Source organism: Vibrio sp. RE88 (genome assembly GCF_013113835.1).
In the GTDB taxonomy this organism is placed as follows: domain Bacteria; phylum Pseudomonadota; class Gammaproteobacteria; order Enterobacterales; family Vibrionaceae; genus Vibrio.
On record NZ_VTYQ01000007.1, the window covers coordinates 162,288 to 185,615 of the forward strand.

Here is a 23,328-nt window from a genome sequence, read left to right on the forward strand (position 1 = left end):
GTTAAACCTCTGCCAAATCACCGTTGTTCTGTAACCACGAGCGTCGGTCATCCGCGCGTTTCTTACCGAGCAGCATATCCATCATTTCCATGGTCGCTTGAGAATCGTCAATGGTTAACTGAACCAGTCGACGTGTATTCGGATCCATCGTGGTTTCACGCAGCTGAAGTGGGTTCATTTCACCCAGACCTTTAAATCGCTGAACGTTGATCTTGGCTTTCTTCTTCGATAAGCGCTCTAGAACGCCCTCTTTCTCATCATCATCAAGCGCGTAAAAAACTTCTTTGCCGCAATCGATTCGATACAGAGGCGGCATCGCCACGTAAATATGGCCTGCTTCGACTAACGCTTTAAAGTGACGGGTAAACAGCGCACACAGGAGTGTCGCAATGTGCAAACCATCCGAGTCCGCATCGGCTAAGATACAGATCTTGCCGTAGCGCAGGCTCTCTAGATTGTCGCTGTCAGGGTCAATACCCAAAGCAACGGAAATATCATGAACTTCTTGAGATGCAAGCACCTGATCTGCTGACACTTCCCAAGTGTTAAGGATCTTACCACGCAGTGGCATTACCGCCTGAAACTCGCGATCACGGGCCTGCTTTGCCGAGCCACCTGCTGAGTCACCCTCGACGAAGAAGATTTCGGTACGATTCAGATCTTGCACCGAGCAGTCCGTCAGCTTACCTGGCAGTGCTGGGCCTGAAGCCACTTTTTTACGTACCACTTTTTTGCTGGCACGCATGCGACGGTGAGCATTGGCAATACACACTTCCGCGAGGAGTTCAGCAAGCTGTGGCTTTTCATTCAACCACAGACTGAATGCATCTTTCACCACACCAGAAACGAACGCTGCTGTTTGGCGAGAAGAAAGGCGCTCTTTAGTCTGACCTGCAAATTGAGGATCTTGCATCTTTACCGACAAAACGTAAGAACAACGATCAAAAACATCGTCGCCAGTCAGCTTAACACCACGAGGCAGCAGGTTACGGAACTCACAGAACTCACGCATAGCATCAAGCAGGCCCTGACGCAGACCATTGACGTGCGTACCACCCTGTGCGGTAGGAATGAGGTTGACGTAGCTTTCGGTGATCATCTCACCACCTTCTGGCTGCCAAATCACGGCCCAGTTTGCGGCTTCCGTTTCAGCAGAAAACTCGCCAGTAAACGGTTCTTCAGGTAAGACGGTATAACCTTTCACACCCTCCGCAAGATAGTCTTTAAGACCATCTTCGTACAGCCACTTGTGCTCGTTACCATTGACCTTATCAGAGAAGGTGATTTCCAATCCCGGACAAAGTACAGCTTTAGCACGAAGGTTGTTAATCAGTCGCGTTACTGAGAAATTGACAGAGTCAAAATACTTAGCGTCAGGCCAGAAATGGACGCTGGTACCTTTGTTACGACGCCCACAAGTACCCGTCACCGTTAAGTCAGATACCTTGTCGCCATGCTCAAAGGCAATTTCATATACCTGACCATCTCGGCGCACCGTTACTTCAACACGTTTTGATAAGGCGTTGACAACCGAAATACCTACACCGTGAAGACCACCAGAGAATTGGTAGTTTTTATTGGAAAACTTACCACCGGCGTGGAGTTTACAAAGAATAAGTTCAACACCGGAGACTTTCTCTTCCGGGTGAATATCAACAGGCATGCCTCGACCATCATCGATCACTTCCAGAGATTGATCGGCATGCAGAATTACTTGAACTTTTGAAGCGTGTCCGGCTAGCGCTTCATCGACACTGTTATCGATGACTTCTTGTCCCAAATGGTTAGGACGCGCTGTATCCGTATACATCCCTGGTCGGCGACGTACTGGCTCCAAACCATTAAGAACCTCAATGGCCCCAGCATTATATTGTTCAGTCATAATACGGAATATCGTTATATAGAATAAATGGGTTACTGAGCCGGCAAGCTTTTGTTCTTTTTATTAATTAGTCTAAAAAGTAGCAAAAACGACCAAACTCTCGTCGTTCTGAATCCAGCTCAGTACAGGTGAAACATAGTCTGGAAGAGAGGGAATGATGTCAAGCGAGATAACTAAGTAACCGCTAAAATTATGACTCTTCCCTCAATGAATACTAGAGCTGAAGGAATTCGATAATTTGTTGAGGGTAACGCTCGAAGTTAACAAAACTATGGTCGCCTCCCTCTTCAACAGTCTGCTTAGCGCCTGAAAATTTCTCAACCGCCTGACGGTAGTCCAGCACTTCATCTTCAGTTTGTTGCAATAGCCAAAAGTCTTTAGCTTGATTAATGACGGGCGTATCTAACGCTTTCAGCTCATCAATATGGACGCTTTCCAGCACATAACGCTGGTGTGTATAAGGGTTTACCTGCTCACCAAGATAATCCGCTAACAACTCATAAGGCTTAACAGCTGGGTTGACCACAACCGCTTTAAAACCAAACTGCCTATTGAGCCACATTGACAAATAGCCGCCTAAAGAGCTGCCTATCAAACCAATACGATAATCATCTTTATGTTGTTCGATTATGTTAAGCAAACATTCAGCGGCTTGTTGTGGAAAACAAGGAAGTTGTGGGACTACAACTTTGATATCCGGCCTATGCTGTTGGCAGTACTCTTTCATAACATTGGCTTTGTGAGACAAGGGGGAGCTGTTAAAGCCATGGATATAAAGAAGTAACGAAGGTCGCATAGCTATCCTTAATTTAGGTGAATTCGAAATCAATAACCCGCAGAGTTAAAGTCTGGTTGGAAACTGCCAGCCGGTAAGCGCTTTACTTGTGCTTCCACCTCTCCGTTGTCTCGTAGCAGCAGCTCACGCCAACCTGGTGATTGATAATCCAGCGCAAAATCATCAGAGTTAGGCTTGAACTGCACGCAAGTGGAAGGTGTCGCCATGACGCGCACGTCATTTCTCATGACATTCATATCCTGGTGCACATGACCACACAGCACCGCTTTAACATTATTATGTTGATCAACGACTTGCCAGAAATCTTCTGAATCTTTCAAGGTATGCTGATCCAACCATGCGCTGCCCACCAGCAACGGATGGTGGTGCAATAAAATCAGGGTATATCGCTCAGGGTACTGCGATAGTTTTTCTTCCAGCAAATTCAGCTGCTTATCACTTAATCTGCCATGTGGGACACCCACGACTTGAGAGTCCAACATGATCATTTGCCATGTATCACCCAATAAGACATGGTCAATTTGCTGAATTTGCTGAGAAGGGATTACCGAATTCATACTCGGTTTAAAATCATGATTACCTGGTAACCAGAAGCATTTTTTCTTAAGAGGTACGATGCCCTGCTCGAAACGCTGGTAGGACACTTCGCTATGATCTTGGGAGATATCTCCCGTTGCCAACACTGCATCATAAGCGGGACTCTCTTCGACAATAGCGTCAACCACCGCATTAAAGCTGTCAGCAGTATTTACACTCAACAAGCTGCCATCTGTTGCTTCAAACAGGTGCGTATCTGTAATCTGTAGCAGTCTAATGCTGCCATCGGATGAGCATGACGTTACTTTCAAAACTAAAAACCTAAATATTGATCGGCGTCCGGCTGATACCATGCCTTAAACAAAAAGATAACCAATCCCCTAAAAAGCGGTTCAGTTGCACTTTTTCATCTTGTTGAACCATCTTGTCATTGGGGTACTCGTATCGAGCGTTGACTCTTTTTAGGTGCTCACATTCACACACTTCTGCAACGCGAGCATCGTGGTAGAGCCTGACAGACATTTTTGGTAATGGAAATACCGGGATATCATCACTTTGACAAATATCGACCAAAGTTGTGTACTTTGTGACTTCGCCCACTTGAATTTGATAGGTCATATTGGCGGCCTGATAGCAGCGCACGTCGCCCACCTTTGCCCGATGAGGAAGCAAAGCATTGAGCTTGGCGTAATTGGTTTCATAAGTCCGCATCAAATCTGATAAATCAACGTGATACGGCTTTTTTACTGCTACTTGTGCCATTGTTCTCTTAACGATTGGTGGTTTAGCTGCAACCATTGCAGTGCAATAATCGAAGCGCCATTTTCAAATTTACCTTCAACAACCCATTGATAAGCCTTCTCACGGCTCACCACATGAACTTGAATATCCTCACCTTCATAGTCTAAACCATGAATTCCGTGAGCGGTTGAAGCATCCACTTTTCCGACGTACACATCCAGCTTTTCAGAACACCCGCCTGAGGACGGATAATAAGATGTGACTTTAGCTAACTCATCAACCGAAATACCCGCCTCTTCAGAGGCTTCACGGCGAACTACTTGCTCTGGTGATTCATCGGTATCAATGATGCCCGCAACAATTTCCAGCTGCCATGGATGGGCGTGCTCCAAAGCACCGACACGGATTTGTTCAATCAGCACGACCTGATCACTCACTGGGTCATACGGTAACAACGCAGCAGCATGACCACGTTCAAACATCTCCCGCTCAATCACCTCACTCCAGCCACCTTCGAACAATTTATGTCGGAAGCGATACTTAATCATCCTAAAAAAGCCCTTAAATAGAATTTCTTTTGAGATAATTTCTACATCTTGTGGAGTAAATTCACTTTGTTGATTGTCAGATAGTTGCATTTGGCACCTCAGTGAGTGAATCTTATAGTTTACTCAGACAAAAGCTTAACTTCCAAGGACATGGCTCAACTTTTTATACAAATTTTGTATTCTGAGTTAAATTGATGAATAAAATATATTGCACAAGTGGATAGTTAAGTGTAAAAATTTGCAAAGTTTTGCGTGAATTAGCATCAGTATGAGTTAAACTCTCGATGAGTCACCTTTTTCATATTTTGGCAGGAATAGGACCTATGAAAAAACTGCTTCCACTATTTATCAGTGCAGCACTAGGCAGCTTAAGCAACAACGCTTTTGCTGACACACTGACGGAAATTTATAACCAAGCAAAAGAAAACGACCCAACATTACTTAGCGCAGCAGCTACCCGCGATTCTGCATTTGAAGCGGTGACTTCTAGCCGTGCCACCTTGCTACCTCAAATTGATCTGACAGCAGGGTACGATATTAATAAAGTAGAAACTGACAACAAGAGTGCAGATAATGATGCTTGGAGTGCAAAGTTAGGGTTCACTCAAGAACTCTATAATCGCTCTAGCTGGATCACGTTGGATACCGCTGAAAAGACCGCTCGTAATGCCGATGCAACCTATGCAGCAGCCCAGCAATCACTGATCCTGCGCGTTGCAACAGCCTACTTTGACGTACTAAAAGCTCAGGACAACCTTGTGTTTGTTCAGGCAGAAAAAGCCGCAGTTGGTCGCCAATTAGAGCAAACCAAGCAACGCTTTGAGGTGGGTCTATCTGCAATCACTGACGTACATGATGCACAAGCACAATACGACTCAGTATTAGCAGATGAAGTACTAGCACAAAATGATTTGATCAACAGCTACGAAGGCCTTCGTGAAATTACGGGTCTAGAGCATACAAATCTAAATGTGTTAGACATTGCACGTTTCTCAGCAAGCAAAACAGATTCCCCTGTTGAAGCACTAGTGGAAGAAGCACAACAGAAAAACTTAAGCTTACTCTCTTCTCGCATTGCGCAAGATATTGCCCGTGATAAGATTTCACTACAAAGCTCCGGTCACCTACCGTCATTGACGCTAGACGGTGGCTACACAATGAGTGAAACATCACCTGATTCGGGTAGCACTAGTGAAACAGATACGCTAAACGTGGGTTTGAACCTTTCAGTTCCAATCTACTCAGGTGGCGCTACTACCTCACTAACTAAACAAGCACAATTCGATTACGTTGCAGCAAGCCAAAACTTGGAAGCAACATACCGTAGTGTCGTTAAAGACGTACGCGCCTTTAACAACAACATCAGTGCTTCGATTGGTGCACTACGCGCTTATGAGCAAACTGTGGTTTCAGCTAAATCTGCTCTAGAAGCAACAGAAGCAGGCTTTGATGTGGGTACCCGTACTATCGTAGATGTTCTTGACTCAACTCGTAACTTGTACGATGCAAACAAGAACCTGTCTAACGCACGTTACGATTACATCCTAAGCGTGCTACAGCTTCGTCAAGCTGTCGGTACGTTAAGCGAGCAAGATATCCTAGATATCAACGCAGGTTTAAAAGAAGCTCCAGCTAACAGCTAACAGCTAACAGCTAACAGCTAACAGCTAACACGAAAAAGTAAAAAGGTTGATGCTTTCGCATCAACCTTTTTTCGTTCTTGGCTATCTCAATGACTAATATACGGTGTCTATCACTACATCTTTTTCTACTAGCCACTCTACTTTGTCGCCGTTCTTAAGCATCAAAGCGACATCGACTGGCTTGTCTGCATCCACCGCGAATTGCCACACAAAGGCGACTTCCCAATGGCTTTGATTATGAGTGCGTAAGTCGAGTAAATCACCATCAATAATCCAGCTATCTTCACCCTGCTTAATTGAGATGCTCTCTACTTCTAGAGTGGCTGGCAACACTTTGTCTGATTGTAGGTACAGTGCACCATGGAGCGTTTGATCTTGCACTTCACCTAAGGTCGGCATTTTATTCAGCCAAAGATTACTCTTTAAACGTACCGTCGCGTCTTCCACTGTAGCCTGATTATCCTGTTCCCAACCGACTGGTGCGGTTGAACACCCTGCTAAAAGCGCTGCGCCCAGCGCTACTAATGCTATTTTTTTCATTGTTATCACCTTTGAGCCAACCACTCTTTCAGAGTCTGAATATCATTCTGATATTCATTCTTTATTTCTTCAACCCAGTCATCAATGTTTTCCCACCAAGCGGGCAAATCTGGTGACTGCGCTTTCTGCGCGACTTTCTGAATGTGTTTAAGGCCAATAGAACCCGCTGCACCTTTAATTTTGTGCGCTTCAGAGACAATGCCTTCTTGATGTTTTGCCGTCATATTGGAATTCAGCACTTCAACATATTCAGGCATCATATTTTCAAACATTTCAATGCTATCCAACACTGGCTGTGAACCGACGATCCCTACATAAGACTCCAGCATTTCCAGATCCAACACCCGACTATACAGATCATTGCCTTCCGTACTTTCCACCACAGTGACTGGCTCTGGCTGTTGGTAATCTTCATCCGAGGTAAACTTGGCAATCACTTCCTGAACCGCGGTCACCGACAGTGGTTTGCTAATCGCATCGTCCATGCCTTTTTCGAGGTACTCATTTTTGTTCTTCAGTACATTGGCTGTAAGGGCGACCAAAGGCGGCAAATCTTTATAAGTTTTACGATAAAATTCAGCGACATCAAAACCTGTCATATCCGGAAGCTGTATATCGAGGAAGGCCAGATCATAGATCTCTGGATCGAACATTTCGATCGCATCTTGCCCGGTCATTGCCACGCTGACTTCATGCCCCATGCTCTCAAGTAACGAGCGAGCAACCGTAATGTTCAGCTCAATATCTTCAACCATAAAGATATTGAGTTCCTTACGCTCAGCCGGAGACACTTCGGGCTCTTCTTCGACCACAGAGAGTGGGACATGGATGGTCACGGTAAAGGTACTGCCAAAGCCTTCTTCACTGCTGACCGTAATATCCCCATCCATCATCTTAATCAGCTGTTTTGACACTGCAAGACCAATCCCAGTGCCAACGGCATGTAGATTATCTTTGCCCGACTTAACCTGATAATACATGGCAAAGATCTTATCCAATTCAGCTTCTGGTATCCCGATACCACTGTCTTCGATTTCCATCGTGATGTTGGCAAATTCTTCGTCGACCTCAGCTTCAACTGTCATCACAACGCCACCTTCTTTGGTGAATTTCATCGCATTACTGATCAGATTCCACAGCACCTGACGTAGCCTTGTGGCATCGACATCAATTGCAGTAGGCAGATCGCTTAATCGTTCCAGATCAAATCGCAGCCCCTTCTGAGAAGCCATTAGCGCGGAGATGCTTTCCATTTCCGCGACAAACTCTTCAAAATTCAGCGAAGATGGGAACAGCTCCAGTTTACGGCGATCAAATTTATCCATATCGATAATATCGTTGAAGATATTACCTAAGGTAATTGCACTGACATTAATGGTTTGCATGTGGTTGCGCTGCTCATCTGTCATCTGAGTATCAAGCAGCATGCGGCTCAATCCGACAATACCGTTCAGCGGTGTGCGCAATTCGTGGCTAATGGTCGAGATGAAGGTGGTCTTATCGCGACTGGCTTTTTTCAGTGATTCTTCATGGCGTTTACGTTCCGTGATATCGCGGCCAAAGCCTACTAGTCCCAAATGACGACCATCTTTGCTGTAAAAAGGGACTTTACGTAATTCAAAGTAGTTCTTACGGCCATCTGGGTATTCCAACCACTGCTCATAAGTCAGCGCCTGATTATCGGCAAAGACTTTTTCATCAGTATCGACAATTTTCTGAGCTTCCTCTTTGCTGTAGACGTCCCACGGCGTCAGACCAACCAACTGGTTCTCTTTTTTACCCGTCAGTTCTTCCATTGCCCGGTTACAACCTGAGAAAACACCTTCTGCATTCCGGTAGTAGATGAGATCCGGAGAAGCATCAATAAACGATCGCAATAAAGCCGTTCGCTCAGCTAACTCGAGTTGAGTCCGTTCGCGCTGATAGACCTCATTCTCGAGATCTTTCATCGCTTCTTCACGGGCTTCTTCTGCCTTAATCCGTTCCTCAATTTCCTGATTCAGCTTTGAGATGTTCTGCTGCAGTTTATGGTTCAGCTCCTGATCTCGTGAACGCATGTCTTTGAGTTTGGACACTAACTTAGACAATCGCTGGCGGGATTCTTCAAGCTGATCAACCACTACAGAAAGGAAGTACACAGCCCATGGTGTAATCAATAGACCGAAGAACACCGAGCGAACAATGTCTATGTCATCGACATGGCCACTTAGCACTAAGGTAATACCAACCTGAACCACGACGGCCAGTGCGACAAGAGCTAAAGCGAGAAGAATAGAGAAACGCAAAATGCCAAGCTTGACCAAAAGATCGACATAATACTGAGCGAGGTTTTTTATAGGTTTCATTAGGCGCTCCGTGCGATAAGAATAGGTAAATATTACCTGTTTTCAATACGCGCGGCTAAGAGAACCGAAAGTCTTGGCGGGTTAATTCTCGGATGTGTGATGAACACAAGTCTGATTACGCCCATTAGCCTTGGCTTGGTACAACGCGCTGTCGGCTAGGGCAATCAAGCTTTCACTGCTGTCATAAGGTTGCGGTATGATGGTCACGAGGCCGATGCTCACAGTTAACACCGTCGAGACTTCAGACGCTTTGTGTTCCAGTGCCAGACTGGCGATTTCATCATGGATTTTATCCGCCACTTGCTGAGCGCCTTCAGCAGTAGTGTTCGGCAAAATAAAACCAAATTCTTCGCCGCCGTACCTCGCGACACAGTCACTGGTGCGGGATAATACCGCTTTAAAGACGCCCGCCACTTTCATCAACGCCTCATCGCCATCCTGATGGCCATAGAAGTCGTTGAAGCCTTTAAAGTAATCGATATCACACAGCATAATGCTCAGTGGTTGACGTTCACGAACATGGAGTGGCCAGAGAGTGGCGAGCTGTTCGTCAAAGCGACGTCGGTTGCCAATTTGGGTCAGACTGTCGATAAAACTCAAGCGCTCTAATTCCTGATTCGCCTCTTCCAGCTTCTGCGCCGCTAAATATCGTTCAGACACATCCCTTGCCATGATCAACACCCCGTTAGTACCCGAGGCTGGGTCGCGGAAAGGCGATTTCACTACATCATACCAAGTGAAGTCACCGTTACTATTGATGGCTTTATCGATGTAACGTAACGATTTGCCTTCGTACAAAACCTTCTGATCGGTTTCAGACAAGCGATTGTAGACTTCATCTGGAATGACATCTTGAAGGCGTTTGCCAATTAACTCATCCACATCGGATATGCCCAGCGAACGTACAAATGGCTTGTTACACGCCTGATACACCATGTTTTCATTGAAAATACCAATGGAGTCTGGGCTAGACTCAAGAATGTTCTGCAAAATGGTATCGCGTTGAGCCAATGCTACTTCGGTATCACGACGTTTTTCCATCTCATCACGCAGGTTCTGCTGCATGTTGTGCCAATCCGTCACGTCATGGCTGATACCGATACTGCCCAGCTTTTCACCATTCGAGGTAATAAGAATGTTCTGATAAGTTTCAAGTAAGCAACTGCGACCGTCGGCGTCTGTTGTCCAACGGCGTTTGTTTGCCCGCCCTTTCACAACACCTTTGATATCCGCACTCCCCTCTAGCGCACGTTCCCCCCAAAAACGTTCGAACGCGCGGTTTGTCGAGATAAGTTCCCCTTCGTTATTTTTGATGAAAACCAGCTCGGCTAAATTATCCAAAGCACTGCGCACGACTGAGAGCGACTGAATTTCACGTGCCATTTCATCGTGAGATGCTTGATGGGAGGAAACATACAACAGCCAGGAAATACGCCCTCGATAAACGGTTTTACGCCCACTGATTTCCACTTTGATGCGGGTATTTTTAGATACACGCCACTCTATCGGGAAGCGATTGAACCCTTCGCCGGCAAACTGACTAATCGTGGACAACAAAAACTCTCGCGAAACCGTATCTGGCAACAGAAAGGACTTACCTACTCGGCGGATAGCCAGCAGCTGCATGGCATTCTTGTTAGATAGAAGGAGTTTACCGGATTGCGCTTCAACCAGAATCAAAGCGGTGGGGGCATCTTGAACCAACAACTCTATGTGTTTTTGCAATTGCGAGTAAACAAGCGCAGACAGCACAACAAAGAGTAGAATGACTACTAGGTCAAAACCATGTCCATGGGATGTATCCCACAACCAGTAAAACACCTGATCCATTCTAATACTCTATATAATGCTAACCTAATACTAAGGTTACAAAAGATATCAGTTTATTGGTGAGTTTTCTGTATTTATTAATGGTTTTACATATACAAAAGGACGACCAATTGATGAACCTTGTGCACCTTCACGCTTAAGTGCATGGCCAATTTCCGTCATTGCTAACCAACGATTTTCACACCATAAAGGGGCAAGTAAAGTGGGGCGTCGAGCTGCTGATGAAACGCGGTGGAACACGATATCAGGTGGCGTCATTCGAATCATTGCACTGGCTGTGTCCACGTATTGCGGCAAAGAGGGGGCACCGATCTTGCCAGCCTTCCAAGCCTTAGCCATGGTACTACCTTCAACAATATGCAAGCTGTGAAGTTTGATCCCATCAGTTCCCACATCAATAACTTTACGCATTGTTTCAATGTTATCTTGGTGAGTTTCTTTCGGTAGACCAACAATCAAATGGGTACAGACTTTTATACCCAATGCTCTCGCTCGTTTGGTGATGTTCGCATAGCAATCAAAATCGTGGCCACGATTTATGCGCTTCAAGGTGTGATTGTTCGCAGTCTGAAGGCCGAGCTCTAACCAGATCTCGAAACCTTGTCGTACATAACCAGACAGCAACTCCAACACGGCATCAGGCACACAATCTGGCCTTGTGCCAACACATAGGCCCACAATATCAGCCGCTTGGATTGCCTGTTCATACATACTCTTCAGAGTCTGAACTTCAGCATAAGTGCTGGTGTATGCTTGAAAGTAAGCCAAATACTTCTTAGCCCTATGCACTTCTCCGGCGCGATCTTTGAGTTGTTCGAGAATACTTTTTTTCTGACTCTCTTCATCCGAAAAAGAAGCCACATTACAAAACGTACAGCCTCCTCTACCTATTGTGCCATCGCGATTAGGGCAGCTAAAACCACCGTGTAATGTCAGTTTATGAACTCTCTCGCCATAACGACGTTGAAGATCTTGTCCAATCGTATTGACCAGCTCGTGTAACTGCATAGTTGTCCCACAACACAAATAATAATGAATATCATTTCTATTAATGTAATTAAATTACAGCAATGAAAAATTTGGAGGTTGGAATCTAGCGATTTAAAACAGCAAGAGCGTTAATCAAAGTCAATAAACATGCACAAAATGGAGAATAAAACCTACTTGTTAAGCAAAAGTTAAACATAATACCTACAATCACGGCTAAAAAAGTACTCCACGAGCTCGAATTTTGATTGCAATTCATCCTGACAAAATTGTAGGATAATTTCAGATTTTAGTTTTATTTGTGTAATAAATTACATAGTTAGTTGCTAAAACATCGGTGTTTTCCAACTCCCACCTATATAAATCACTAGATTGTGATACAAAAAACATGGATTTCACCAAGGATTGTTTTTCTCGCAATATTTTTCCTGCGAGATACGGAATGGAATCAAAGTCGCCAACCTAGGCAGGCTTCGAATCATAAAAATAAAGGACTGGACGCAAAACTAGTATCAGCTAGTACATTTGCGCCTACTGAACTGGAAGGATGTATCTATGGTAGATAGAGAGCAAAGTTCACAGGGTCTGTATACTCCTGAGCTGGAGCATGACGCTTGTGGTATCGGTTTTGTTGCTCACCTCAAAAACCGTAAATCGCACGAAGTAGTAACTCAAGCATTGGATATGCTGGCACGAATGGAGCACCGAGGCGGTCAAGGTTGTGACCCTTGCAGCGGTGACGGTGCAGGTATCTTATTGCAGAAGCCACATGAATTTCTGTTAGAAGAAGCCGTTAAACTAGGCATCAAATTGCCTTCTTTTGAAAAATATGGTGTTGGTGTCGTTCTATTTCCTAAAGATGAGTATAAGCGCGAGCAGTGCCGAGACATCTTAGAGCGCAATGCTAAACGTCTTGATCTTGAAATCATTGGCTATCGTATTCTGCCGACTGACAATTCGATGATCGGTGCTGATCCACTGAGCACAGAACCTCAGTTTGAGCATGTGTTTGTCACTGGTGGCCCAGGTATCACGCCAGAAGAGCTTGAACGTAAGCTGTACGTACTTCGCAACTATACTGTACGTGTTTGTCTAGAAAGCGTTTCAAATATTGGTGACGATTTCTACATTAACTCCATGTCTTACAAGACATTAGTGTATAAAGGTCAGCTCACAACAGAACAGGTGCCTCAGTACTTCTTAGACCTGCAAAACCCGACCATGGTGACCGCTCTGGCACTGGTACACTCTCGTTTCTCTACCAATACTTTCCCGAAATGGCGTCTTGCACAGCCTTTCCGTTACATTGCCCACAACGGTGAAATCAATACCGTTCGAGGTAACTTAAACTGGATGAAAGCTCGAGAAGCAATCATCGAATCGGACTTGTTTACTCAAGCTGAGATCGACATGCTGCTTCCTATTTGTCAGGAAGGCAGTTCTGATTCATCCAACTTCGATATGGCGTTAGAACTACTCGTTCTTTCTGGTCGTAGCTTACCGCACGCTTTGATGATGATGATCCCCGAAGCATGGCAAGAGAACAAAACTATGGATCCAACGCGTCGTGCTTTCTATCAGTACCACGCTAACGTCATGGAACCATGGGATGGCCCAGCTTCAGTATGTTTTACTGACGGTGTTCAAGTAGGTGCAACGCTAGACCGTAATGGCCTTCGCCCTTCTCGCTACACAGTGACCAAAGACAACTTCCTAGTGATGGCCTCAGAATCTGGTGTTGTCGATATCAAACCGGAGAACGTTGAGTTCCGTGGCCGTCTACAGCCAGGTCGTATCTTCGTAGCCGACCTAGAACAAGGTCGCATCATCTCTGACGAAGAAGTAAAAGATTCAATTGCTCAAGCTCAGCCTTATGAAAAATGGGTTGAAGAAAACCTGCTCAGCCTGAAAAAGTTACCCGACGCAAGCAACCAGTTCAGCCAGCCTTCTCCTGAGCGTTTGCTGCACCGTCAACAAGCTTTCGGTGTCAGCACGGAAGAAGTTAATGAGCTCATCGTACCTATGGCGAAAGATGGAAAAGAACCACTTTCAGCGATGGGTGCCGACTGGCCACTTGCGGTGCTTTCTCACCAATCTCAGCATCTTTCAAACTACTTCAAGCAGCTGTTTGCACAGGTCACCAACCCACCGATCGACCCGATCCGTGAGCGTATGGTGATGTCGCTCAACACTTACTTGGGTAAAGACCAAAACCTTCTGACTGAAACACCACTTCACTGTCAGAAAGTCGAATTGGAATCGCCTGTTCTGGCGAACTCTGAGCTTGAGAAATTGCGTGCGATCGACAACGAGCACCTACAAGCGAAGACGCTGGATATCGTATTCCAAGCCAATGAAGATCAAGGCAAACTTGAGCGCGCACTAAAACGTATCTGCCAATACGCAGAGGACGCGGTTATCGATGGTTACTCAATCATCCTGCTAACTGACCGCGCAGTGAACTCAAACCACGCGGCGATCCCAGCAATGCTGGCAGTTGGCGCAGTACACCACCACTTGATCCGTAAAGGTCTACGTGCGAAATGTGACATCGTAGTTGAAACCGGTGACGCGCGTGAAACGCACCACTTTGCAACGCTACTTGGTTACGGTGCGAATGCGGTTAACCCATACCTAGTGATTGAAACCATCATTGATCTTCAACGCACCAAGAAGTTGGATCCAGAAGCGAATCCACGAGAGTTATTTAATAACTACCGTAATGCAATCAATGGCGGTCTTCTGAAGATCTTCTCGAAGATGGGTATCTCGACGCTGCAGTCGTACCACGGCGCGCAAATCTTTGAAGCTTTGGGTATCCACAAGTCAGTGGTAGACAAATACTTCACTGGTACCGTTTCTCGTATCCAAGGTCTAACCCTTGATAATATCGCCAAAGAAGTGCTGATCCGTCACCGTATCGGTTACCCACAACGCGAAATCCCAATTCAAATGCTGGATGTTGGTGGTGTTTACCAATGGAAACAACGTGGTGAAAAGCACCTGTTCAACCCAGAAACCATCTCTCTACTGCAAGAGTCGACGCGCAACAAAGATTATGCGCAGTTTAAGCAATATGCCTCAGCAGTCGACAAGCAAGGCGATAACGCCGTTACTCTGCGCAGCCAGCTAGATTTTATCAAGAACCCTGCAGGCTCTATCTCAATCGACGAAGTTGAGCCAATTGAAAGCATCGTGAAACGCTTCGCGACAGGTGCAATGTCATTCGGTTCTATTTCGTACGAAGCACACTCGACACTGGCTGTTGCGATGAACCGCCTTGGCGCGAAATCGAACTCCGGTGAAGGTGGTGAAGACCCAATGCGTTTCGAGCGCAAAGAAAATGGCGATTGGGAGCGTTCAGCGATCAAGCAGGTCGCTTCAGGTCGTTTCGGCGTGACCTCTTACTACCTAACCAACGCTGATGAGCTGCAGATCAAGATGGCTCAAGGCGCGAAACCAGGTGAAGGTGGCCAGCTACCAGGCGACAAAGTCGATGACTGGATCGGTGCAACACGTCACTCCACGCCAGGTGTTGGTCTTATCTCACCACCGCCACACCACGATATCTACTCCATCGAAGATTTGGCTCAGCTGATCTACGACTTGAAGAACGCCAACCGTGCAGGTCGTGTGAACGTTAAACTGGTATCGGAAGCGGGTGTCGGTACCATCGCTTCGGGTGTTGCGAAGGCAAAAGCCGACGTTGTACTTATCGCAGGTTTTGACGGCGGTACTGGCGCGTCACCAATGTCTTCAATCCGTCATACTGGTCTTCCTTGGGAACTTGGCTTGGCAGAAACCCACCAAACGCTACTGAAGAACGGCCTACGTAACCGTATCGTGGTTCAAGCAGATGGTCAGATGAAGACGCCTCGTGACCTTGCAGTCGCAACACTACTAGGTGCAGAAGAATGGGGCGTAGCCACCGCAGCCTTGGTGGTTGAAGGCTGTATCATGATGCGTAAGTGTCATAAGAACACCTGTCCTGTTGGTATCGCTACTCAGAATAAGACACTTCGCGAGCGCTTTGATGGCCGCGTAGAAGACGTCGTAACCTTCTTCCAATACATGGCACAAGGTCTGCGTGAAATCATGGCTGAACTGGGTTTCCGCACTATCGATGAGATGGTAGGTCAAGGCCAGAAGCTTAAAATTCGCCAAGATGTATCGCATTGGAAATACAAAAACCTCGATCTGTCTCCAGTTCTACACGTGGAGCAAGCTCGCGAGGCGGATGGTGTATTCAACCAAGCTCAGCAGAACCACAATCTAGAAGACGTACTGGATCGTAAGCTGATTCAAGCAGCCATTCCTGCACTAGAGAAAGGCGAAGCGGTGAATGCCGAATTCCCTATCGTCAACACGGATCGCTCTGCAGGTACCATGCTGTCTAACGAAATCTCGAAAGTGTATAAAGACTCCGGCCTACCTCAACCAATGAACGTGAAGTTCAACGGTTCAGCAGGTCAGTCATTCGGTGCATTCCTAGCTAAAGGTGTGAAGTTCGAAGTCGAAGGTGACGCCAACGACTACTGGGGTAAAGGTCTGTCTGGCGGTACCTTGGTGCTCTACCCAGACGCGAAATCGAGCATTGTCGCGGAAGACAACATCGTGGTTGGTAACGTATGTTTCTATGGCGCAACCTCGGGCGAGTCTTTCATTCGCGGTATGGCTGGTGAACGTTTCTGTGTTCGTAACTCAGGCGCGAAAGTCGTCGTAGAAGGCGTTGGTGACCACGGTTGTGAGTACATGACTGGCGGTGCCGCTATCATCCTTGGTTCAACAGGTCGTAACTTTGCCGCAGGTATGAGTGGCGGTGTCGCTTACGTATGGGATAAATCAGGTGACTTCGAATCAAAGCTGAACCCAGAACTAGTTGACCTGGATCCTATCGAGCAAGAAGACAGAGAATTGTTACTCGACATGCTCACTAAGCATGTCCAATTCACTGGAAGTGAAGTCGCACAGTCTTTCCTAGACAACTTTGAAGCAAGCCTAGCCTCTTTGGTTAAGGTAATGCCGCGTGATTACAAGGCGGTGCTGCAAAAACGTAAGGCTGAAGCTCAGTCTCAAGGAAATGAAACTCAAGCGGAGGCAGTGTAATGGGTAAACCTACTGGATTTTTAGAGCATGGTCGTGAACTGCCACAGAAGATCGACCCAGCGGAGCGTATCAAGAACAACAAAGAGTTCGTTCTGAACGAGGAGTTTGGTAGCAAAATCAATACTCAGGCTTCTCGTTGTATGGATTGTGGTGTGCCGTTTTGTCATAACGGCTGCCCTATCGGTAACATCATCCCTGAGTTTAACGACGCGGTTTATCGTGATAGCTGGGAAGAAGCATGGAACATTCTAAGCTCGACGAATAACTTCCCAGAGTTTACTGGTCGTGTTTGCCCTGCTCCATGTGAAAGTGCTTGTGTACTTGGCATCAACCAAGACCCAATCACTATCTGTAATATCGAGAAAACCATCGTAGAAACGGCGTATCGTGAAGGATACGCTAAACCAAAAACACCGCGTTCTCGAACTGGAAAAACAGTGGCAATCATCGGCTCAGGTCCTTCTGGTCTAGCCGCTGCTGAGCAGCTAAACAGCGCTGGCCATTCCGTTACCGTATTCGAACGTGATGAAAAAGTCGGTGGTCTTCTGCGCTTTGGTATCCCAGATTTCAAACTGGGCATGGACGTGATTGATCGTAAGATCAACTTGATGGCAGACGCTGGCATCGAATTCAAAGTCAACCAACATGTTGGTGTTGATGTGAATGCCCAGCAACTACGTCAAGAGTTTGATGTAGTTCTACTGACTGGTGGCTCGACAGTGCCACGTGATTTACCTGTTCCAGGCCGTGATCTAAAAGGTGTTCACTTCGCGATGGAATTCCTGGGTCAAAACAACCGTCGCGCCAACGACATGGATCTTAAGACCGAAGAGATCCACGCGAAAGGCAAACACGTTGTTGTCATTGGTGGTGGTGATACTGGTTCTGACTGTGTAGGTACCTCTAACCGTCATGGCGCAGCAAGCATCACTCAAGTTGAAATCATGCCGATTCCACCGGAGAAGCGCCCAGCAAACATGCCTTGGCCACAATACCCAATGATTATGCGCACCTCGACGTCACACGAGGAAGGTGTCGATCGCCATTGGAATATCTTAACCAAAGAATTCATCGGCAACGACCAAGGCCAGGTAACGGGTCTACGTATTGCAGACATCGTATGGCAAGAAGCGAAGCCAGGTGAGCGTCCAAACTTCAAAGAAGTAGAAGGCAGCGAGCGTGTAATCCCGTGTGATATGGCATTTCTAGCGATGGGCTTCCTTCACCCAGAACCAACTGGTGTGCTTGCACAACTGGATATCTCGCTGGATGATCGCGGTAACGTAGCAACTCAAGGTTTTGCTACTAACCAAGAAGGCGTATTTGCTGCTGGTGATATGCGTACAGGCCAATCATTAGTCGTACGCTGTATCAATGAAGGTCGAGAGTGCGCGCGTGCGATCGATGCTTACCTAATGGGTGGAACTCATCTTGAAGCTAAAGCCGATTCATTGATGCTATCAGCGTAAACCGAATGAACCCCAGAATCAGGCAACAATGAATGATTCTGGGTATCAAACGAATAACTAATCAATCCTTCCAAACTTTCCATCTTGACCAGCACATTGTGCTGGTCTTTTTTATATCCACCGAATTCAATTGTTGCAAAAATGTAACAATCAAAAACCTATACATATGATATATAAGTACTTTTCTAGGTTATTGCTTGGTAAATCGAACATTGACGTGATATTTCACCAAAAACTTGACCTTTTCTATCATAAGCTATACGTTGTGAAGTCGATGAAAATGATTTCGTCTTATTTTGTAAAATAATAACAAAAGATTTTGTGTATATTTATGCAAAATTTAACAATTTGAAAGCATAGTTAGTCATAAATACCAACCCTTTTAATGTTGGTAGTTCTGTCTGGAAGACAGAGAAGCAAAGGGAGAATTGCAATGGCTTTATATGATCCTAGTCTTGAAAAAGACAACTGTGGATTTGGTTTGATCGCCCACATGGAAGGACAACCAAGTCACAAACTGGTTCGTACAGCAATTTCGGCATTGGATCGCATGACCCACCGAGGCGGTATCGCCGCTGATGGTAAAACCGGTGATGGTTGTGGTCTTCTATTACAAAAGCCCGACTCATATTTACGCCTCATCGCTGAAGAAAACGGCTTCAACCTCGGTAAGCAATACGCTGTAGGTATGATGTTTTTCAGCCAAGACCCAGTCAAAGCACAATCCGCTAAAGACATCATCAATAAAGAGTTAGCTCAGGAAACACTAACCGTTTCGGGTTGGCGTGACGTGCCGACCAACTCAGATGTTTTAGGCCCGATCGCACTGGATTCGTTACCTAACATTCAACAAGTGTTCATTTCAGCTCCAGCAGGCTGGCGTGAGCGCGACATTGAGCGTCGTTTGTATATCGCACGCCGCCGCATAGAAAAGCAAATCACACAAGACAGTGATTTTTATATCTGCAGCCTATCCACACAGGTGATTGTATATAAAGGTCTGTGCATGCCTGCAGACTTACCACGCTTTTACCTCGATCTTGCAGATTTACGCATGGAATCGGCTATTTGCTTGTTCCACCAGCGTTTTTCAACAAATACCCAACCACGTTGGCCGCTGGCTCAACCGTTCCGCTACCTGGCACACAATGGTGAAATCAACACCATTGAAGGCAACCGCCAGTGGGCACGCGCTCGTGCATACAAATTCGCTTCGCCACTACTGCCTGATCTGCAAACGGCCGCTCCATTTGTTAACGAAACGGGGTCTGATTCGTCCAGTCTGGACAACATGCTTGACCTTTTCCTCGCAGGGGGCATGGACGTCTTCCGCGCGATGAGAATGCTGGTGCCGCCTGCATGGCAAAACCACCCGGATATGGACCCGGATTTGCGTGCGTTCTATGACTTCAACTCAAAGCACATGGAACCATGGGATGGCCCTGCCGGCATCGTATTGTCTGATGGTCGTTATGCTGCGTGTAACCTAGATCGTAATGGCCTGCGCCCAGCTCGTTATGTGATCACCAAAGATCAGCTCATCACGCTGGCGTCAGAAGTGGGTATCTGGGATTACGCCCCCGACGAAGTGGCAGAAAAAGGCCGTGTTGGACCGGGCGAATTGTTGGTCGTTGACACACGCCGCGGGAAATTATGGCAATCAAGTGAAATTGATAACGATCTAAAAGGTCGCCACCCATATAAAGAGTGGATGGACAACAACGTCCATAAGCTCACACCATTTGCTCAGTTGCCTGAAGATCAGGTCGGTGAGCGCAATTTTGACAGCGATTTGCTCAAGACCTATCAGAAGCAATTCGCGATGACCAACGAAGAAGTCGATCAAGTCCTTCGAGTGCTTGGTGATATGGGACAAGAAGCCGTTGGCTCTATGGGTGATGATACCCCGATGGCCGTTCTTTCTTCTAAAGAGCGCCAAGTTACCGACTACTTCCGTCAGAAATTTGCTCAGGTCACCAACCCACCGATTGACCCGTTGCGTGAAAAACACGTCATGTCACTGGCGACCAGTGTTGGCCAAGAAATGAATGTGTTCTGCGAAACCGATGGACACGCTCATCGCGTAACTTTTGATTCTCCGGTACTGCTTTATTCAGACATGCAGCAACTGCTCGAACTGGCTGATGCGCACTACCGTAATACTATCTTGGATATCAATTACGATCCTGAGAGCAAAGACCTGCAACAAGCGATCAACGACTTATGTGACCAAGCAGTCGATGTTGTACGTGAAGGGACTGTATTGGTGGTTTTATCTGATCGCGCGTTAGTGAAAGGCAAGCTGCCAATTCCTGCTGCGATGGCAGTAGGCGCGGTGCAAACACGTTTGATTGAAGAGAATCTTCGTTGTGATGCCAACATTATTGTCGAGACAGCCACTGCTCGCGATCCACATCAGTTTGCTGTCCTACTTGGATTTGGTGCAACAGCGGTATACCCATACTTGGCTTATGAAGCCTTAGGTAAGCTGATTGATGATGGTGCACTTGGAAAAAGCTATCGCGATGTGATGCAAAACTATCAATATGGCATCAACAAAGGCCTCTACAAGATCATGTCCAAAATGGGTATATCCACTGTTGCCTCTTACCGTTGTTCTCAACTGTTTGAAGCAGTAGGTCTGAGTGAAGATGTCGTCGAACTTTGCTTCCGCGGTGTCACGACTCGTATCCAAGGCGCCAGTTTCGACGACTTCCAGCAAGACTTGTTTAACCTTTCACGTAAAGCCTGGGCCAAACGTAAAGCCATCGAACATGGTGGTTTACTGAAATATGTTCATGGCGGTGAGTATCATGCCTATAACCCGGATGTCGTTGGCACATTGCAACAGGCCGTTAAATCTGGTGAGAATAGTGATTATCAAAGTTTTGCCAAACAAGTAAACCAGCGTCCAGTTGCGATGTTGCGCGACTTGATGACGCTGAAAAAATCTGCGACGCCGCTGCCACTAGAACAGGTCGAACCAAGCACTGAATTGTTTAAACGCTTTGACTCTGCCGCAATGTCCATTGGTGCTCTAAGCCCAGAAGCCCATGAAGCTCTGGCAACCGCGATGAACCGCCTCGGTGGCTATTCAAATTCAGGTGAAGGTGGTGAAGATCCACGTCGCTTCGGCACAGAACGTAATTCTCGTATTAAGCAGATTGCCTCGGGCCGATTTGGTGTGACCCCACATTACCTAACTAATGCCGACGTACTGCAAATCAAGGTCGCGCAGGGTGCAAAACCGGGTGAAGGTGGTCAGCTTCCGGGGCATAAGGTTACAGCGGAAATCGCTAAACTACGCTATTCGGTACAAGGCGTTACGCTGATCTCTCCTCCGCCGCACCACGATATCTATTCGATTGAAGATTTAGCTCAGTTGATCTTCGACCTAAAGCAGGTTAATCCAAACGCCTTAGTATCAGTCAAACTGGTTTCTGAACCTGGTGTTGGCACTATTGCCACTGGTGTGGCAAAAGCGTATGCAGACTTGATCACCATCTCAGGCTATGACGGGGGGACTGCAGCCAGCCCACTGACATCGGTCAAGTACGCAGGTTGCCCTTGGGAGCTAGGCCTTGCCGAAACTCAACAAGCACTGGTGGCGAACGGGCTGCGTCACAAGATTCGCCTTCAAGTAGATGGCGGTCTAAAAACAGGTTTAGACGTCGTGAAAGCCGCGATACTCGGCGCTGAAAGCTTCGGCTTTGGAACAGCACCTATGGTAGCGATGGGCTGTAAGTTCCTGCGCATTTGTCACCTCAATAACTGTGCAACCGGCGTCGCTACTCAAGATGAAATGCTGCGCAAAGAATTCTTTAAAGGTTTACCTGAGCAAGTGATGAATTACTTTGTCGGTTTGGCTGATGAAGTACGTGCTTTGCTAGCAGAACTGGAAGTGGAAAAGCTCACTGATCTCATCGGCCGTACTGAACTGCTTGAGACAGTAGAAGGCATGACCGCCAAGCAAACCAAACTCGACTTAAGCAATATTCTTGAAGCGCCTGTATCACCAAAAGGTCATCCACTATTTTGGACAGAACCTAATACACCGTTTGATAAGGCCGAGTTGAACCAGAAGATCATCGATGATGCCCTTTCAGCCGTCGAGGCACGCGAGTCCGCTAGCTTCTTCTATAACGTCATCAATACCGATCGCTCGATTGGTGCGCGTCTATCAGGTGAAATTGCAAAACGTTATGGAAACCAAGGCATGGCGGCAACCCCCATTAAGCTGCATCTTGATGGCACCGCTGGGCAATCATTTGGTGTCTGGAATGCCGGTGGCGTAGAGCAGTATCTCACTGGTGATGCCAATGACTATGTTGGTAAAGGCATGGCTGGGGGCAAGTTGGTCATCAAACCGCATCAGGGAACAGCATTCCGTTGTAATGAAGCCACCATCATTGGTAACACCTGCTTGTACGGTGCCACTGGCGGCAAACTCTTTGCTGCTGGTACGGCTGGCGAGCGCTTCGGCGTACGCAACTCCGGAACCATCGCGGTCATAGAAGGCGCTGGCGACAACGCTTGTGAATATATGACTGGCGGTATCGTGGCAATACTTGGCGCAACCGGAGTCAATTTTGGTGCAGGCATGACAGGCGGATTTGCCTACGTTCTTGATAAGAACGAAGACTTCCAAGGCCGAGTGAACAATGAATCAGTCGAGGCACTGGCTCTGTCTGATCTCTATATCCATCAGGAGCATCTACGCGGCCTGATTGCAGAGCATCTTGAAGAGACAAACTCAGTTCACGCTGAAGATATTCTGGCGAACTTTGATGAATGGATTCCAAAGTTCTATCTGGTGAAACCTAAAGCTGCGGATCTTCGTACCCTGCTTGGTCACCAAAGTCGTAGTGCCGCAGAACTTCGCGTTCAAGCGCAGTAATCATGGA

General features: G+C 46.7%; 13 protein-coding genes. 4 read left to right on the forward strand and 9 right to left on the reverse strand.

Annotated elements, in window-relative coordinates; genetic code table 11:
• Nucleotide 1: 1 nt before the first annotated feature.
• From parE to nudF, 5 genes are all read right to left on the reverse strand, one after another.
• Nucleotides 2-1,882, reverse strand: coding sequence for a DNA topoisomerase IV subunit B (gene parE, locus F0265_RS17390; protein ID WP_171749839.1), 1,881 nt, complete (start codon nt 1,880-1,882; stop codon nt 2-4).
• Between the two features lie 214 nt (nt 1,883-2,096).
• Nucleotides 2,097-2,678, reverse strand: coding sequence for an esterase YqiA (gene yqiA / locus F0265_RS17395; protein WP_171749840.1), 582 nt, complete (start codon nt 2,676-2,678; stop codon nt 2,097-2,099).
• Between the two features lie 29 nt (nt 2,679-2,707).
• The gene (cpdA, locus tag F0265_RS17400; protein WP_171749841.1) at nt 2,708-3,526 is read right to left on the reverse strand and encodes a 3',5'-cyclic-AMP phosphodiesterase; all 819 of its coding nucleotides are present in this window, start codon (nt 3,524-3,526) and stop codon (nt 2,708-2,710) included.
• A 10-nt stretch (nt 3,527-3,536) separates the two neighbouring features.
• The gene (locus F0265_RS17405) at nt 3,537-3,977 is read right to left on the reverse strand and encodes a DUF1249 family protein (RefSeq protein WP_038163453.1); all 441 of its coding nucleotides are present in this window, start codon (nt 3,975-3,977) and stop codon (nt 3,537-3,539) included.
• Complete coding sequence (gene nudF / locus F0265_RS17410; RefSeq protein WP_171749842.1) at nt 3,965-4,594, reverse strand: ADP-ribose diphosphatase; 630 nt, start codon at nt 4,592-4,594, stop codon at nt 3,965-3,967. The genes F0265_RS17405 and nudF overlap by 13 nt, the downstream gene beginning before the upstream one ends.
• Nucleotides 4,595-4,827: 233 nt before the next feature.
• Between nudF and tolC the strand changes: the two genes are divergently transcribed.
• On the forward strand, nt 4,828-6,147 hold the full coding sequence (gene tolC, locus F0265_RS17415; RefSeq protein ID WP_171749843.1) for an outer membrane channel protein TolC: 1,320 nt from the start codon (nt 4,828-4,830) through the stop codon (nt 6,145-6,147).
• Between the two features lie 93 nt (nt 6,148-6,240).
• On the opposite strand, the gene F0265_RS17420 is transcribed toward tolC, so the two are convergent.
• The 4 genes from F0265_RS17420 to F0265_RS17435 form a co-directional block, all read right to left on the reverse strand.
• The gene (locus F0265_RS17420) at nt 6,241-6,687 is read right to left on the reverse strand and encodes a hypothetical protein (RefSeq protein ID WP_171749844.1); all 447 of its coding nucleotides are present in this window, start codon (nt 6,685-6,687) and stop codon (nt 6,241-6,243) included.
• A 5-nt stretch (nt 6,688-6,692) separates the two neighbouring features.
• Entirely contained in the window at nt 6,693-9,032 is a 2,340-nt protein-coding gene (gene arcB / locus F0265_RS17425; protein ID WP_171749845.1) for an aerobic respiration two-component sensor histidine kinase ArcB, read from the reverse strand.
• Nucleotides 9,033-9,113: 81 nt separating this feature from the next.
• The gene (locus F0265_RS17430) at nt 9,114-10,862 is read right to left on the reverse strand and encodes a diguanylate cyclase (protein WP_171749846.1); all 1,749 of its coding nucleotides are present in this window, start codon (nt 10,860-10,862) and stop codon (nt 9,114-9,116) included.
• 48 nt (nt 10,863-10,910) lie between these two features.
• Nucleotides 10,911-11,870: a TIGR01212 family radical SAM protein gene (locus F0265_RS17435; RefSeq protein ID WP_171749847.1), complete on the reverse strand. Its 960-nt coding sequence runs from the start codon at nt 11,868-11,870 to the stop codon at nt 10,911-10,913.
• Between the two features lie 534 nt (nt 11,871-12,404).
• Here F0265_RS17435 and gltB (F0265_RS17440) point away from each other — a divergent pair.
• The 3 genes from gltB (F0265_RS17440) (at nt 12,405) to gltB (F0265_RS17450) (ending at nt 23,321) form a co-directional block, all read left to right on the forward strand.
• The gene (gene gltB, locus F0265_RS17440; protein WP_171749848.1) at nt 12,405-16,955 is read left to right on the forward strand and encodes a glutamate synthase large subunit; all 4,551 of its coding nucleotides are present in this window, start codon (nt 12,405-12,407) and stop codon (nt 16,953-16,955) included.
• On the forward strand, nt 16,955-18,424 hold the full coding sequence (locus F0265_RS17445) for a glutamate synthase subunit beta (protein WP_171749849.1): 1,470 nt from the start codon (nt 16,955-16,957) through the stop codon (nt 18,422-18,424). Before gltB (F0265_RS17440) ends, F0265_RS17445 begins: the two co-directional genes overlap by 1 nt.
• Before the next feature lie 433 nt (nt 18,425-18,857).
• The gene (gene gltB, locus F0265_RS17450) at nt 18,858-23,321 is read left to right on the forward strand and encodes a glutamate synthase large subunit (protein ID WP_171749850.1); all 4,464 of its coding nucleotides are present in this window, start codon (nt 18,858-18,860) and stop codon (nt 23,319-23,321) included.
• The last annotated feature ends 7 nt before the right edge of the window (nt 23,322-23,328 follow it).